Raw genomic sequence first — 14,939 nt, forward strand, 5'->3', positions numbered from 1 at the left:
GTTGGGCTGTTAATTTGGCGGTTCCGTGAAGAAAAGTAAGTTCGTTTTATATTGGAAATTTATAAGTCATGTTAAAATACTTTATAGATGTCTGGAGATAGGAGCGTACCAAATTCATGATTCAAGTAATTGCGAAAGATGTTATGGAAAAATTCAATTTAAAGCTGATTAGTGGTGAAGAAGGGATTGGACGTTATATAACGACTAGTGATATTTCAAGGCCAGGTTTGGAAATGGCGGGTTATTTTACTCATTACCCGGCGGATCGTGTCCAGCTATTAGGGAAAACAGAGCTATCATTTTTTGAAATGCTGCCTGAAGAAGATAAAATTAGCCGGATGAAGCGCCTCTGTTCCGATGAAACACCAGCTATTATTATTTCGCGTGATTTACAGGTGCCGAAAGAGCTTATCGATGCATCGAACGAAAATCATGTACCTGTATTTGTTACAAATCAAACGACAACATGGTTTTCAAGCCGGTTAACAAACTTTTTGGAAAGTAAACTTGCTCCGACAACGGCAGTGCACGGTGTTCTTGTCGATGTTTATGGGATTGGTGTATTAATAATGGGGAAAAGCGGTGTCGGTAAAAGTGAGACAGCGCTTGAGCTAGTAAAAAAAGGGCATCGTTTAGTAGCGGATGATAGCGTGGAAATTCGACAAGAAGGGGAAAATATGCTCGTTGGAAGCCCTCCACCATTATTGGAACATTTGCTTGAAATACGTGGAATCGGTATCATTGATATTATGACGCTTTTTGGCGCAAGTGCTATTCGTCCATATAAGAGGATTACATTAATTATCGAGCTTGAAACGTGGGATCCTGAAAAGTTTTATGATCGTCTAGGTCTAGATGAAGAAAAGATGAAAATTATTGATACAGATGTAACAAAGCTTACAGTACCTGTTCAACCGGGTCGAAATGTATCGGTAATTATTGAAGTGGCTGCTATGAATTATCGCCTGAAAAAAATGGGTGTGAATGCAGCAGAGGAGTTTTCACGTCGTTTAGATGATATGCTTGTCGTAAATGATGAGATGGATGATTATTAATAATGGAGTAGGTAGTTGAAGGGAGAATTTTATGGGTACAAATTTACTAGCGATTAATCCGGTCGCATTTCACCTTGGATCATTTCCGGTGAACTGGTATGGCATTATAATCGGATTAGGTATTGTTATTGCTTACTTTTTAGCTCAAAAGGAGTCGGTACGCCGCGGATTCGACCAAGAATTTATAGCTGATTTACTCATTTGGGCAATACCGATTTCAATTTTATCAGCACGTGCGTACTATGTTGTGATGAAATGGGATTATTATAGCCAAAATCCAGGACGCATTATTGAAATTTGGAATGGTGGTATTGCGATTCACGGTGCTTTAATTGGAGCATTTATTACTGCTTATATATTCACTAGAAAGCGTAAAGTGAGCTTTTTGAAATTAGCCGATATTGCTGCACCGAGTATTTTAGTCGGGCAAATTATTGGTCGCTGGGGCAACTTCGTTAATCAGGAAGCTTACGGTGGTCCAGTGTCGCGTGAATTTTTGGAAGGTTTATTTATACCGAACTGGATTATCGAACAAATGTATATTAGAGAAGAAGGTACATATGTCCATCCGACATTTTTATATGAATCATTATGGAATGTTGTCGGATTAGTAATTTTACTGTTTGCTCGTAAATTGAATTGGCGACGCGGGGAAATGTTTTTCTTCTATTTAATATGGTATTCAGTAGGCCGATTCTTTATCGAAGGATTGCGTACGGATAGTTTATATATAGGGGACGAGTTACTGCGTTCTGCGCAAGTTGTTTCGATTATTGGAATTGCTGTTGGTATTATCGGTATTATTTACCGCCGAGTGTATGTCAAACCGGCTGTGCATTATTTAGATGAGGAAAAAAAACCAGCAAAACCAGCAACAAATAAAAAGAAAAATAATAATAAAAAGAAATAATAGTACAGAGGCTGGGGCATAAGTAGAAATTTCTTTGTATAAGGGAAATACTCTTATGAAGAAATTGATATTATATGAATTGATTGGAGTGAAGGGGCGACTCCTGGGGGAACAGCAAAATTTATTTTGCGACGAGTAACCGCAGGAGCACCGACGCCTGAGACTACAGGCTCAGGCCGTGCCCCCGGAAAGCGTCCCCGGAACGGAAATCAATTCTGGCAGAAGTAGAAAAATATCTATTTTTTCAAAGAAAAAATAGATATTTTTCGTTTTGTCCCAGACTTTTTTTAAAAGAAAGAGGCCATGGTTATGAAAACAAAAGCGTTGTTATTTGATTTTGATGGTACGTTACTGAATACAAATGAATTGATTATCCAAACGTTTATGTATATTTTTGACGAAAGATTTCCCGGGCAATATTCGACAGTAGATTGCCTGAAATTCATCGGTCCGTCATTAAAACAGACTTTTGACGAATTAACACCTGGTGAAACAGAAATAATGATTGCGAAATATAGAGAGTGGAATGCAGCAAACCATGATTCGTTAGTGACCGGCTATGAAGCAGTAGTTGAAACATTGGAAGAGCTGCATGCATTAGGAATTAAATTGGCCATTGTTTCTACGAAGAGCAGAGAAGGTTTAGCTCGCGGAATGAAAATTTTACAAGCAGAGCACTTATTTGATGCTGTAGTTGGTTTAGATGATGTCGAGCATGTGAAGCCACATCCAGAGCCTGTTCTTCTGGCGCTGCAAAAGCTTGGCGTGAATCGAAGTGAAGCAATTATGATTGGTGATAACTCACATGATATTGAAGGCGGGAAGAATGCCGGTGTTCGAACAGCAGGTGTTGCCTGGTCTGCAAAGGGTGTCGACTACTTAATGTCTTATGAACCGACATATATGCTGCACCATATGCGAGATTTACTTGAAATTGTGAAAGGGGAGTCTTCATGAGGAGAACCGAACGCTATCGTGTACAAAATGCTAATTCATTGTGGAATGTATATGAAACGGTTTCGTTTTGGAAAGTAATGAAGTGCTTTATCGTAATTCAAATTGGACGTATTACACCTGTTATGGCTTGGAAAAATTGGCTGTACCGGACGTTTTTGAAAATGAAAATCGGCAAACAAGCCTCACTGGCGCTAATGGTTATGCCGGATTCGATGTTTCCGGAGCGTATTTCGGTAGGAGATAATTCCATTATCGGCTTTAATACGACAATTTTAGCTCACGAATATTTAATTGAGGAATATCGATTGGGGAATGTAGAAATCGGCAGCAATGTGATGGTTGGTGCTAACTCAACGATACTACCGGGTGTAAAGATTGGAGACGGAGCCATCGTATCTGCTGCAACACTCGTTCATAAAGATGTCCCAGCTGGCGCAATGGCAGGAGGCAATCCGATGCGCATTATCTTCACTGCTGAGCAGATGGCGGAACGAAAAAAGAACGATCAGCCTGTATGGCAAAATTAAATTTGGAGACACTTTGCTACGGCGGGGTGTCTTTTTTAGTTTTGACAGATTTGCGGCAAATGAAAACTTCTCGAAAATCCCTTTGCCTAAGATATTTCACCATATATGATATATAATGAATTGATATATCAGAAAATTAAATTATTGAATATTCAACAATTCCATTGACTATGAATACTAGTAGCAGTAAAATACTTTCATACACTAGTAATTCATTACTCTAGCGAAGTGAAGTGAAATTACGAAACAGGAAATAATATTCTATTTAAAAAAGTTTAGGATGTGTCAAAATGTCATCGATAAAAATGTTTGAAAAACCTCTTGGGATGCGCGATACATTTCCCGATATATATGAAAAACTTGAATTAATTCGATCGACTGGTCGAGAACTGCTGCATACTCGTGGTTATGAGTTTATTAAAACTCCCTCTGTAGAATATTACGACACAGTGGGGAAAGCATCGGCAATTTCTGATGCCCGTCTGTTTAAACTTGTTGATAGTCAGGGGAATACACTTGTATTACGCCCAGATATGACAACACCCATTGCACGTGTCGCGACTTCAAAATTATTAAAGGAAAAAATACCACAGCGCTTAGCCTATTTTGCGAATGTATTCAGAGCACAGCAACGTGAAGGTGGGCGCCCGGCGGAATTTGACCAAATGGGTATTGAATTAATCGGCGACAATTCAGTGTTTGCTGATGCGGAAGTCATTATGACCGCGATTGATTTAGTAAAGAGCTTTAATATTACCGATTTTAAAGTTACGATCGGACATGCCGGCGTATTAAGTCGCATATTAAAGGATTATACAGAGAGTGACGAACAGGCTCTTCATTTAAATGATTTACTCGTACAACGGAATTTTGTAGGCTTTGAAGAAGCAGTATTGGCATTTGATTTACCGAAAACAAAATCTGATGCATTGTTGGCCTATATTGAAGAAGCCATTAGAGTCCCTTCTATAGAAGCTATTGAGAAATATGTCCGAAAAAATGATGCGCTTGAATATATGCGCAGCTTAGCAAAAATTTTGGATGCTGCTGGGTATGATGAATACATAGCATTCGATTTCACATTGTCGAGCCATATGAGCTATTACACAGGGATGTTATTTGAAGTATTTGCTTCAGGCAGTGGTTTCCCGTTAGGAAATGGTGGTCGTTATGATGGATTGCTTCAGCAATTCGGTTCGCAAGTTGGCGCGACTGGTTTTGGATTACGTGTAGATCGCGTTTTTGAAGCGATGCCAAAGATCGATATTGTAACAGACAATGTGCTTGTATTATTTGAGTCAGAGCGTTTTTCTGAAGCTTTACAGACGGTGAAGCTTTTACGTGAACAAGGTAAGCAAGTGACGTTCCAATCATATGAGGGAATCGAAAATATTGAAGCATTGAAGGCATATTATAAAATAGTTAATGAATTTAAAAGCAGGGAGGCATAAGCAATGACAGAGCTAACAATCGCGATGCCAAAAGGCAGAATTTTTGAAGAGGCATATGAAATGCTGCTCGAGGCTGGTTTCAACCTTCCTGAAGAAGTAGAAATGTCACGTAAACTAATGATTGAAATTCCAGAGGAAAAGATCAGCTTTATTTTAGCGAAGCCTATGGATGTGCCGGTATATGTAGAGCATGGTGTAGCGGATATTGGAATCGCGGGGAAAGACGTGCTGCTTGAGCAACGTCGTACTGTTCATGAGCTGCTCGATTTAAAGATTAGTGAATGCTATATTGCTTCAGCAGGTTTACCGAATACGACGATGAGTGAAATCGCACCACGTATTGCGACAAAATATCCGAATATTGCGTTGAAATATTATAAAGGTATCGGTGAGCAAGTTGAAATTATTGAGCTGAATGGTTCGATTGAGCTTGCACCGATGATTGGCTTAGCGGATCGCATTGTCGATATCGTATCAACAGGACGTACATTAAAGGAAAATGGTCTCGTGGAATATGAACATATTGCCGAAGTCTCATCACGTTTGATTGCCAATCCTGTAAGTTATCGTATGAAAAGCGACCGTATTCAGGATTTAGTTACGCGCTTAAAAAAATGTGTGAAATAAGAGAGGCTAAATAGATGAAAATAACAATTTTAAACGATGATATTTCTTTAAAACGCCAACTCGAGCAAGGCAATGAGCAGCAGCTGCAAACCGTTCGTGAAGTAATTCAGCAAGTACGAACAGAAGGGGATGCGGCAATTAAATATTATAGTGAAAAATGGGACGGTTTTGCACCTGAAAATTTACGTGTCTCGGAGCAGGAAATTGTTGAGGCTGTAAAAAATTTCGATCAGCAATTATATATCGATTTACAGGAGGCAGCAGATAATATTCGCCTTTACCATAATGAACAAAAGCGCAGTGGCTTTCGATTGCCGTTAGCGGACGGTTCGTATTTAGGGCAGCGGATTACACCCCTTGATGCAGTAGGGCTTTATGTACCGGGTGGTTCAGCGGCTTATCCTTCTTCTGTTTTAATGAATGTCATTCCGGCGCAAGTTGCAGGGGTGAAGCGTATTGTCATCACATCGCCAGCAGGCAATGATGGGAAGCTACCGGATGCGGTATTAGTGGCAGCCCATATTTTAGGAGTGACGGAAATTTACAAAGTAGGCGGTGCACAAGCGATCGCAGCACTAGCATATGGAACAGAAACAATTGCCCCGGTAGATAAAATTACGGGTCCGGGAAATATATTTGTTGCATTGGCAAAGCGTGAAGTATTTGGCGAAGTGGCGATTGATATGATTGCAGGGCCATCTGAAATTTGCGTTTTGGCTGATGAAACTGCCTATGCCGATGAAATTGCGGCAGATCTTTTATCACAGGCTGAGCATGATGCACTGGCTTGCGCGGTACTCATTACAACAAGTGATGATTTGGCAGATGCGGTATCAGACCAGGTAGAAATTCAATTATCCAAATTGCCGCGTGAAGCAATTGCCAGAAAATCAATCGAAAACTTTGGTCATATTTATGTTGCTGAATCGATGAAAGAAGCGGTTCGAGCGGTGAATTCATTAGCGCCGGAGCATTTAGAAGTTGTAACGGAAAATGCCGAAAAGGTTTCGGAAATGATTACACATGCGGGTGCTATTTTTATCGGGCGTTATAGCTCTGAGCCAGTGGGCGATTATTTTGCAGGTACGAATCACGTATTACCAACAAATTCAACAGCACGTTTTGCAAGTGGGTTGAATGTGGATGATTTTATTAAACGAACGAGTGTTGTCTATTACAGCGAAAAAACTTGGAAACAAAATTCGCCGAAAATTGCACGTCTTGCACGACTTGAAGGGTTAGAAGGACATGCAAGAGCAGTAGAATCACGGGGCTGGGATAAAGGAGAAGAAGAATGACACGTTTTGCGAAAATCGAACGAAATACAAATGAAACAAAAATTGCAGTAGAGCTTAATATCGATGGTTCTGGGCAAGCTGAAATAAAAACAGGTGTCGGTTTTATGGACCATATGCTGGATTTGTTTATAAAGCACGGGTTATTTGACGGAAAAATTATTGCAAATGGCGACACTTGGATAGATGACCACCATACGACAGAGGATATTGGTATCGTATTAGGTCAAGTATTCCGTGAAGCATTGGGCGATAAAAAAGGGATCAAACGTTACGGAACTGCATTTGTACCGATGGATGATGCATTGGCACAGGTTGTGGTGGATTGTTCGAACCGTCCGCACTTGGAATACCGTATTACACCTGAACTTAATGCCAAGGTAGGGTCATTTGATACAGAACTTGTGCATGAGTTTTTATGGAAGTTTGCGTTAGAGGCACGCATTAATTTACATGTCATCGTTCCTTATGGACATAATACACACCATATTATTGAAGCAGTTTTTAAAGCATTAGCACGTGCCTTAGATCAAGCGGTTCAAATTGACCCGCGTGTGAAAGGCGTGCCATCAACGAAGGGGCTGTTAACGTGAAAATTGGTGTAATTGATTATGGAATGGGTAATTTATTTAGTGTTGAGCAGGCATTAAAGCGCCTTAATGTTGAAGTCATTGTGTCAAATGACAAAGTGGAACTCGAAACAGCAGATGCTTATGTACTGCCGGGTGTTGGTGCCTTTCCAGATGCAATGAAGCGTTTAAAGGAAACAGGTTTAATTGATTTCATTCGCAATACGAAAAAGCCGTTACTCGGAATTTGCTTAGGAATGCAGCTGTTATTTGAAGAAAGCGATGAAGTGGCTTTAACAGAAGGGCTAGGTATTTTTAAAGGGCGTATTCAACGCTTTGAAGGGGTTTCCCGAATTCCGCATATGGGATGGAATGACTTAACGTTGCAGCATACGCCAAGCTGGCTGGATAGAGATAACCTGCCTGCAGCACGCCATGTATATTTTGTCCATTCATTTTATGCGAGCGGATTGGATGAGAAGGAACGGGTTGCTTCGGCAGACTATGAACATATACAAGTGCCTGGGATTGTGGCGAAGAATAATTTTACAGGTATGCAGTTCCATCCGGAGAAGTCAGGTCCGTTTGGTATGCACTTGTTGACGGCTTGGGCAGAAGGAGTGAAAGAGGGCGTATGTTAACGAAGCGCATTATTCCATGTTTAGACGTAAAAGAAGGGCGCGTAGTAAAAGGGATACAATTTGTTGAATTGAAAGATGCAGGCGATCCGGTAGAATTAGCTAAATTTTATGATGAGCAAGGTGCGGATGAGCTCGTATTTTTAGATATTTCGGCTTCGCATGAAGGACGTGAAACGATGGTCGATGTTGTCCGACAAACAGCATCAGCGTTAGCCATTCCTTTTACTGTAGGTGGCGGCATTCGTACGATTGAAGATATGAAACGTATTTTACGTGCCGGTGCAGATAAAGTGTCGGTTAATACATCTGCTTTAGAGCGTCCAGAGCTTATTAAAGAAGGCGCGGATTACTTCGGTGCACAATGCATCGTTTGTGCGATTGATGCGAGATATTCTGAAGAAGACGGTACATGGATGGTGTATACACACGGTGGCCGTAACAAAACTTCAAGGAAAGCTATAGATTGGGCAAAAGAAGCGGTAAAACTAGGTGCAGGGGAAATTCTACTTACATCGATGAACCAAGACGGTGAGAAATCGGGTTTTGATTTAGCGTTAACGAAGGCAGTTCGAGATGCCGTTACAGTACCGGTTATTGCAAGTGGCGGCGCGGGTAATGCTGAACATTTCCGTGAAGTCCTGCAGGATGTTGATACAGATGCAGCACTTGCTGCGAGCATTTTTCACTATAAAGAAACGAGCGTAGCAGAAGTGAAAAGCTACTTAAAAGAAAAAGGGGTACGTGTACGATGAATGTTAAATTTAATGAACAAGGGCTAATTACAGCAGTAGTACAGGATGCCCGATCAAAAGAAGTATTAACGGTTGCTTATATGAATGTGGAATCGCTACAAAAAACAATTGAAACGAATGAAACTTGGTTTTACTCTCGTTCCCGCCAGGAGCTATGGCATAAAGGGGCAACAAGTGGTAATACACAAAAGGTTGTTTCAATTAAAACAGACTGTGATCAAGATGCATTAGTAGTTGAAGTTGTTCCTGCGGGTCCAGCTTGTCATAATGGAACAACATCTTGCTTTACAGAAAGCTTGGTAGAAAACGAACGACCTGGTACTGTAGCAATTTTACCTCAGCTTGTGGAAGTAATTAAACAGCGTGAAATCGATATGCCTGAAGGGGCGTATACGACGTATTTATTCGATAAAGGTATCGATAAAATCTGTAAAAAAGTTGGCGAAGAGGCAACAGAGGTAGTAATCGGGGCGAAAAACCGTGACAAGGAAGAAGTGAAATGGGAATCCGCTGACCTTCTTTATCACTTGCTTGTGTTACTTCAAGAACAAAAAGTGGATGTATATGAAGTGCTTGATGTGCTACAAAAACGACATGAAGGCAAAAAGCAATAATCTAACGAGAATTCCGTTGTTTGCAAACATGATTTAAGTACATATTTGCTACATATGCTATAATGGAAAGAATTGATTAAGGGACGACACTTGTGCGTTCCTTATTTCTTTGTTTATTTCTCAGTGGTTGTCAAAAGGCTACTAAACGAAATAGAAGCTTCGGATGGTTGTCTACTTCCTGTTATAGGGTGTAATGATGCCGAGGCGTATTTTACTACAATTGAGCATACGATACACTTCGTATTGAATTATATAAAGGTATTGAACGGAAATGACTCGGAGGAATTTTATTGGAAAATAAACGTTTAAAAGCAAATGCATCAAATGTCGTGTCGTTTGTTCCGAATGGTGATTATTATTATAACGTAGCATTAAAAGCAATTGAGCGGGATGAAATGGATAAAGCCTATAAGTTTATTAAGCGCGCAGCGGATTTAAGTCCGGATGACGCGCACGTGTTATTGCAATATGGCATTTTAGAAATGGAATTGCAAAACTTTGAACATGCTTATGAATTGATCCATACCGCTTATAGTTTAGAGCCGGATGAATCCGAAATTATATTTATGATGGCAGAAGTTTCAGGCTGTATCGGACATATTGCGGATGCACAAAAGTACGCAGCCCGCTATTTGGAAATGGAACCTAATGGTGCTTACTTAGAGGATGCTTCTGAAATATTGGAATTTGTCGACTATGTAGGCGAAGAGATAGATGATATGGACGAATTTGAAGGGGCGAAACATGTAGCGCAGGAAAAAGCTCGTCGTCACATGGAACAAGGGGATTTCCAGGCTGCAATTGAAATGTTGGAGCAAATAATTGAGGAATACCCGGACCTTTGGAATGCTTATAATAACTTAGCGTTAGCCTATTTTTATATTGGCGATGCTGAACAGGCGCGCGCACTTTTACATAAAGTGCTGCGTGAAAATACAGGGAATCTCCATGCAATGTGTAACTTAGCAGTGTTTGCCTATTATGAGAGAAACACGGAAGAGCTTGAGAATCTCCTTTCAATATTAAAGAAAATACAACCTTTTGAATGGGATAATCGCTATAAGCTAGGTGCAACTTTAGCATTGATCGGTCAATATGATGAAGCATATAAATGGCTGCGTTCAATGAGTAAAAAGGGATATGAAGGGGATCCAGGCTTTTATTTTTGGCTCGCCCAATCAGCCTACTTTACAGGACATGAAGCAGTAGCCAATGAATCATGGAAATTGCTGATTCAGTTGGACCCTTCAAAAGAAGGTATGGAGCCATGGAGAAGTAATGAAGGAACGATTTTCGGTAATTCGGCTGAAAATCATCGGGAATTCATTGTTCGCCAATTATCGGATGAACATGAATCAAGCCGGTTATTCGGACTTTTCCTATTAAAGCGTTCTGCGTATAAGCAGGAAATTGTAGCACATCCTACTATTTTAAATGTTGATAGCTTTTCGGACTTGGAAAAACTATGTCTGGCTTATGCCCTTGAATATGATTTCGATAAAAAAAGTAATGAGGAAAAGCACTTTTTACGTTTTATGGAAGTGGCGGAACTTATTACAGAAAAAAATGAATCGATTTCACTTGAAGTAGCACAAATATTAAGCACGTGGTTTGCACTAGGCGAAATCGCTTTCCAGCAAGGGTATGCGTTTAAAAATAGTGCTGCATTGGCTGCTGCGGTTGAATATTCATATAACATCGCACTTGAGAAAAAGGTAACGAAAAAGGCGATTGCAGGGAAATACGGTATTACAACTGCAACATTAACGAAGTATAGTGATGAATTGTATGAATTCATACCGGCTGACTTTGAATAGGGCAGTATAGTTGTATTTATCTAAGCAATCTTATACGATAAAAATATCGTAATGGTATACGCAAGAGGAGGATCAACATGTCTGAAGAAAAAATTTATGATGTAGTAATTATCGGAGCAGGTCCGGCAGGTATGACGGCTGCGGTTTATGCATCACGCGCAAACTTAGCAACATTAATGATTGAACGTGGTATTCCTGGTGGTCAAATGGCTAGTACTGAAGAAGTGGAAAACTACCCAGGTTTCGATACAATTTTAGGACCAGAGCTATCTACAAAAATGTTCGAGCACGCGAAAAAGTTCGGTGCAGAATATGCTTACGGTGATGTGTCCGAAGTAATCGATGGTGAAGAATATAAAATTATCGTTTCAGGTAAAAAACAATACAAAACACGTACAATAATTATTACAACAGGTGCAGAATATAAAAAATTAGGCATTCCAGGTGAAACAGAGCTTGGAGGTCGTGGTGTAAGTTATTGTGCTGTATGTGATGGTGCATTCTTTAAACAAAAGAACCTAATTGTAATCGGTGGGGGCGACTCAGCTGTTGAAGAAGGTATTTATTTAACACGCTTCGCAGACAAAGTAACAATTGTTCACCGCCGTGATAAATTACGTGCTCAAAAGATTATACAAGATCGTGCATTTGCCAATGAAAAAATTGATTTCATCTGGAATACACAAGTGAAGGAAATTCATGAAGTGGACGGCAAAGTCGGTAAAGTGACATTAGTTTCAAATGTGGATGGCACTGAAAAAGAAATGCAGGCAGATGGCGTATTCGTATATGTGGGCACGCTTCCGTTGACAGCTCCTTTTGCTTCACTGAATATTTTAAATGAAGCAGGCTACATTTTAACAAATGAAAAAATGGAAACAGCTATTCCGGGTATTTATGCAGCGGGTGATGTCCGTGAGAAAATGTTGCGCCAAATTGTAACAGCTACTGGCGATGGCAGTATTGCTGCACAATCAGCCCAACATTACATCGAAGAAATAAAAGAAAAAATAAATCAATAAATCCTTAACATAAATGTAATCATCTCGTTACAAAATAAGGGTATACTAAAAGTAGAATTTGTTTTAACCCCCTTATATTTTTATCCTTAGGTTGTTTCAAGCGCGATCTGCGCTGAAACAACCTCTTTTTGTGCGGAATTATAAATACTCAGCCCTCAATCCTTTATTTACTAATGGGACAAATGGTACGAGTACTTTTACGTAATGCCTGGGACAAGGTATAATAGAAATATAAGCATTAGGAAAAGAAATTTAGCGTACAATAGCGTGAGAGACTATCTGTACTTTATGTGGATTACCTTGAAAGTCATAAATTAATATCCACAAATGAAAGAATTGAGGTGTTACGTATGCAACGTATTACAAATTTACTCGCAATAAAGGATGGCAAAGTGCTGTTGCTCCAAAAACCGAGAAGAGGTTGGTTTGTTGCACCAGGCGGCAAAATGGAGCTTGGAGAGTCCATCTATGAATCGGCTGTTCGCGAATTTCAGGAAGAAACGAATTTAAAACCTAAAAACGTTCATTTAAAAGGCATTTATACTATGGTCATAAAAAATGGTGATACAGTCGTAGATGAATGGATGCTCTATACATTTATTGCAACAGATGTTGAAGGAACACCGTTTGTGGAAACACGTGAAGGCATTTTGGACTGGTATCCAGTAGAGCAATTAAACGACCTTCCGATGGCAGCAGGTGACCGCACAAATTTATTATTTGCAACAGCAAATCAAGGAATGCAATATGGTACATTTGAATATACAGAAGATTTTGAGCTATTAAGTGAAACCATTCAACACTCGATAGAACAAAACTAGAGGAGATGAAACAAGTGGGTAGTTCGAGCTTTACACATGAGTTAGTTATTATTACAGGAATGTCAGGGGCGGGCAAAACGGTCGCAGTTCAAAGCTTTGAAGATTTAGGCTATTACTGTGTTGATAATTTACCACCGGAACTTTTGACTACTTTTTTAGCACTAATGAAAGATTCCGAAAAGAAAATTTCACGTATCGCGGTCGTAATGGATTTACGTGGGAGAGAATTTTTTGGGTCGTTAATTGAATCGCTCGATGCATTAATGAATGAAGAGGACATTTTACTCCGGATTTTATTTTTAGAGTCCGACGATGCCACTTTAGTTCGACGCTATAAAGAATCTCGTCGTTCACACCCACTTGCAACACAAGGTTTACCATTGGAAGGGATTCAACAGGAACGGGAATTGCTTTCAGAGGTAAAAGGCCGTGCAAAAACAATTGTAAACACATCCAAGCTGAAACCCCGGGAATTACGCGAACGCATTGCACAGGAATTTTCAAATATGAGCAGCCCAACTTTTTCACTTAACATTATGTCATTTGGCTTTAAGCATGGCTTACCGATCGATGCTGATTTAGTTTTTGATGTACGTTTTTTGAAAAATCCTTATTATGTTGAGGAATTGCGTCATAAAACCGGACTTCAGACAGAGGTTTCTTCCTATGTGCTTGCAACAGAAGAAACACAGCAGCTCATTGCCAAGTTAACGGACTTGTTTACATTTATGATTCCGCATTACCGTAGTGAAGGAAAGTCGCAGTTAGTAATCGCATTTGGCTGTACTGGTGGACAACATCGCTCGGTAACGCTCGCTGAATACTTTGGCAAACTGTTAGCAAAAAATGATCAAGTCATCATTTCACATAGAGATATCAATCATAGAAAGGATTGATTAAATGAAGAAAAAGAGAACACGTATCGTCGTAATCGGTGGAGGCACGGGGCTTTCTACGATATTACGAGGTTTAAAACAGCATCCTTTTGATATTACAGCCATCGTTACGGTAGCAGATGACGGTGGCTCTTCTGGGCGTTTACGAGATGACTATGATATTCCGCCTCCAGGGGATGTCCGGAATGTGATTGCAGCATTGTCGGATGTAGAGCCTTTAGTTGAGCAAATGTTTCAATATCGCTTTTCACAATCCAATGACCTTGACGGACATTCTTTAGGCAATTTAATGTTAACAGCTTTAACGGAAATTACAGGTGATTTTAACCATGCCATTGCAGAAATGAGTAAAGTTCTGAATGTGCACGGAAAAGTCATTCCTGCTGCAAATAAAAAAGTGACATTACATGCTGAATTAATGGATGGTTCAGACGTTATCGGGGAATCGAAAATCCCGTCTGGCCATGCACCAATTAAGCGTGTGTATTTAGAGCCGAGCAATTTAAAACCGTTGCCAGCTGCTGTTCACGCAATTGAACGCGCGGATTTTATTTTGATTGGACCAGGCAGTCTTTATACGAGCATCATTCCGAACTTATTAGTTAAAGGAATTGGCCAGGCGGTAATTCGAGCAAAAGGTGAGAAAATCTATATTGCTAATTTAATGACCCAGCAAGGTGAGACAGGTCAATATACAGCCTCACAGCATATTGAGGCCATTCATGCGCATGTAGGCGAACCGTTCATTCAATCGATACTGATTAATGAAAAAGAGCTTCCGTCGTCAATTTATGAAAACTATCGTGAAGAAAATGCCGAGCCCGTAAAATTTGATATAGATAGAATAAAAGAGATGGGCATTAATATTATTCAAAAGGAAATTGCACTTATCCAAAATGGAACAGTACGTCATGATGCAAGTAATTTAGCGGATTGGCTGTGTGAATATACAATACTAAAACAACAAACAATGCAGTAATATTAC

Annotated in this window: 16 protein-coding genes; all 16 read left to right on the top strand. The window is 39.9% G+C overall.

Annotated elements, in window-relative coordinates; genetic code table 11:
- Positions 1 to 116: 116 nt before the first annotated feature.
- The 16 genes from hprK to H9635_RS07345 all read left to right on the top strand — a co-directional run bounded on the left by hprK (position 117) and on the right by H9635_RS07345 (position 14,933).
- Positions 117 to 1,055 (top strand): HPr(Ser) kinase/phosphatase, encoded by a 939-nt coding sequence (gene hprK / locus H9635_RS07270; RefSeq protein WP_191699516.1) that lies wholly within the window; start codon positions 117 to 119, stop codon positions 1,053 to 1,055.
- A gap of 31 nt (positions 1,056 to 1,086) precedes the next feature.
- Positions 1,087 to 1,965 (top strand): prolipoprotein diacylglyceryl transferase, encoded by an 879-nt coding sequence (lgt, locus tag H9635_RS07275; RefSeq protein ID WP_191699517.1) that lies wholly within the window; start codon positions 1,087 to 1,089, stop codon positions 1,963 to 1,965.
- A 309-nt stretch (positions 1,966 to 2,274) separates the two neighbouring features.
- Complete coding sequence (ppaX, locus tag H9635_RS07280) at positions 2,275 to 2,922, top strand: pyrophosphatase PpaX (protein WP_191699518.1); 648 nt, start codon at positions 2,275 to 2,277, stop codon at positions 2,920 to 2,922.
- On the top strand, positions 2,919 to 3,449 hold the full coding sequence (locus tag H9635_RS07285) for an acyltransferase (RefSeq protein WP_191699519.1): 531 nt from the start codon (positions 2,919 to 2,921) through the stop codon (positions 3,447 to 3,449). Before ppaX ends, H9635_RS07285 begins: the two co-directional genes overlap by 4 nt.
- 290 nt (positions 3,450 to 3,739) lie before the next feature.
- Positions 3,740 to 4,900, top strand: coding sequence for an ATP phosphoribosyltransferase regulatory subunit (locus tag H9635_RS07290; protein ID WP_191699520.1), 1,161 nt, complete (start codon positions 3,740 to 3,742; stop codon positions 4,898 to 4,900).
- A gap of 3 nt (positions 4,901 to 4,903) precedes the next feature.
- Positions 4,904 to 5,527, top strand: coding sequence for an ATP phosphoribosyltransferase (gene hisG, locus H9635_RS07295; protein ID WP_191699521.1), 624 nt, complete (start codon positions 4,904 to 4,906; stop codon positions 5,525 to 5,527).
- A 14-nt stretch (positions 5,528 to 5,541) separates the two neighbouring features.
- Positions 5,542 to 6,825, top strand: coding sequence for a histidinol dehydrogenase (gene hisD, locus H9635_RS07300; RefSeq protein ID WP_191699522.1), 1,284 nt, complete (start codon positions 5,542 to 5,544; stop codon positions 6,823 to 6,825).
- The gene (gene hisB, locus H9635_RS07305; protein ID WP_191699523.1) at positions 6,822 to 7,415 is read left to right on the top strand and encodes an imidazoleglycerol-phosphate dehydratase HisB; all 594 of its coding nucleotides are present in this window, start codon (positions 6,822 to 6,824) and stop codon (positions 7,413 to 7,415) included. The genes hisD and hisB overlap by 4 nt, the downstream gene beginning before the upstream one ends.
- On the top strand, positions 7,412 to 8,032 hold the full coding sequence (gene hisH, locus H9635_RS07310; protein ID WP_191699525.1) for an imidazole glycerol phosphate synthase subunit HisH: 621 nt from the start codon (positions 7,412 to 7,414) through the stop codon (positions 8,030 to 8,032). The genes hisB and hisH overlap by 4 nt, the downstream gene beginning before the upstream one ends.
- Positions 8,026 to 8,784, top strand: coding sequence for an imidazole glycerol phosphate synthase subunit HisF (gene hisF / locus H9635_RS07315; RefSeq protein ID WP_191699526.1), 759 nt, complete (start codon positions 8,026 to 8,028; stop codon positions 8,782 to 8,784). Before hisH ends, hisF begins: the two co-directional genes overlap by 7 nt.
- Positions 8,781 to 9,398 (top strand): bifunctional phosphoribosyl-AMP cyclohydrolase/phosphoribosyl-ATP diphosphatase HisIE, encoded by a 618-nt coding sequence (gene hisIE, locus H9635_RS07320; RefSeq protein ID WP_191699527.1) that lies wholly within the window; start codon positions 8,781 to 8,783, stop codon positions 9,396 to 9,398. Before hisF ends, hisIE begins: the two co-directional genes overlap by 4 nt.
- 290 nt (positions 9,399 to 9,688) lie before the next feature.
- Positions 9,689 to 11,215: a tetratricopeptide repeat protein gene (locus tag H9635_RS07325; RefSeq protein WP_191699529.1), complete on the top strand. Its 1,527-nt coding sequence runs from the start codon at positions 9,689 to 9,691 to the stop codon at positions 11,213 to 11,215.
- A 77-nt stretch (positions 11,216 to 11,292) separates the two neighbouring features.
- Positions 11,293 to 12,237, top strand: a complete 945-nt coding sequence (trxB, locus tag H9635_RS07330) for a thioredoxin-disulfide reductase (protein WP_191699530.1) — start codon at positions 11,293 to 11,295, stop codon at positions 12,235 to 12,237.
- Positions 12,238 to 12,587: 350 nt separating this feature from the next.
- Positions 12,588 to 13,058, top strand: coding sequence for an NUDIX hydrolase (locus H9635_RS07335; protein WP_191699532.1), 471 nt, complete (start codon positions 12,588 to 12,590; stop codon positions 13,056 to 13,058).
- A 5-nt stretch (positions 13,059 to 13,063) separates the two neighbouring features.
- Positions 13,064 to 13,954 carry an RNase adapter RapZ gene (gene rapZ / locus H9635_RS07340; RefSeq protein ID WP_191699533.1) on the top strand — a complete coding sequence of 297 codons (891 nt, stop codon included), beginning with the start codon at positions 13,064 to 13,066 and terminating at the stop codon, positions 13,952 to 13,954.
- Between the two features lie 4 nt (positions 13,955 to 13,958).
- Positions 13,959 to 14,933 (top strand): gluconeogenesis factor YvcK family protein, encoded by a 975-nt coding sequence (locus H9635_RS07345; protein ID WP_191699534.1) that lies wholly within the window; start codon positions 13,959 to 13,961, stop codon positions 14,931 to 14,933.
- The last annotated feature ends 6 nt before the right edge of the window (positions 14,934 to 14,939 follow it).

It is taken from the genome of Solibacillus faecavium (genome assembly GCF_014836905.1).
Taxonomy (GTDB): domain Bacteria; phylum Bacillota; class Bacilli; order Bacillales_A; family Planococcaceae; genus Solibacillus; species Solibacillus faecavium.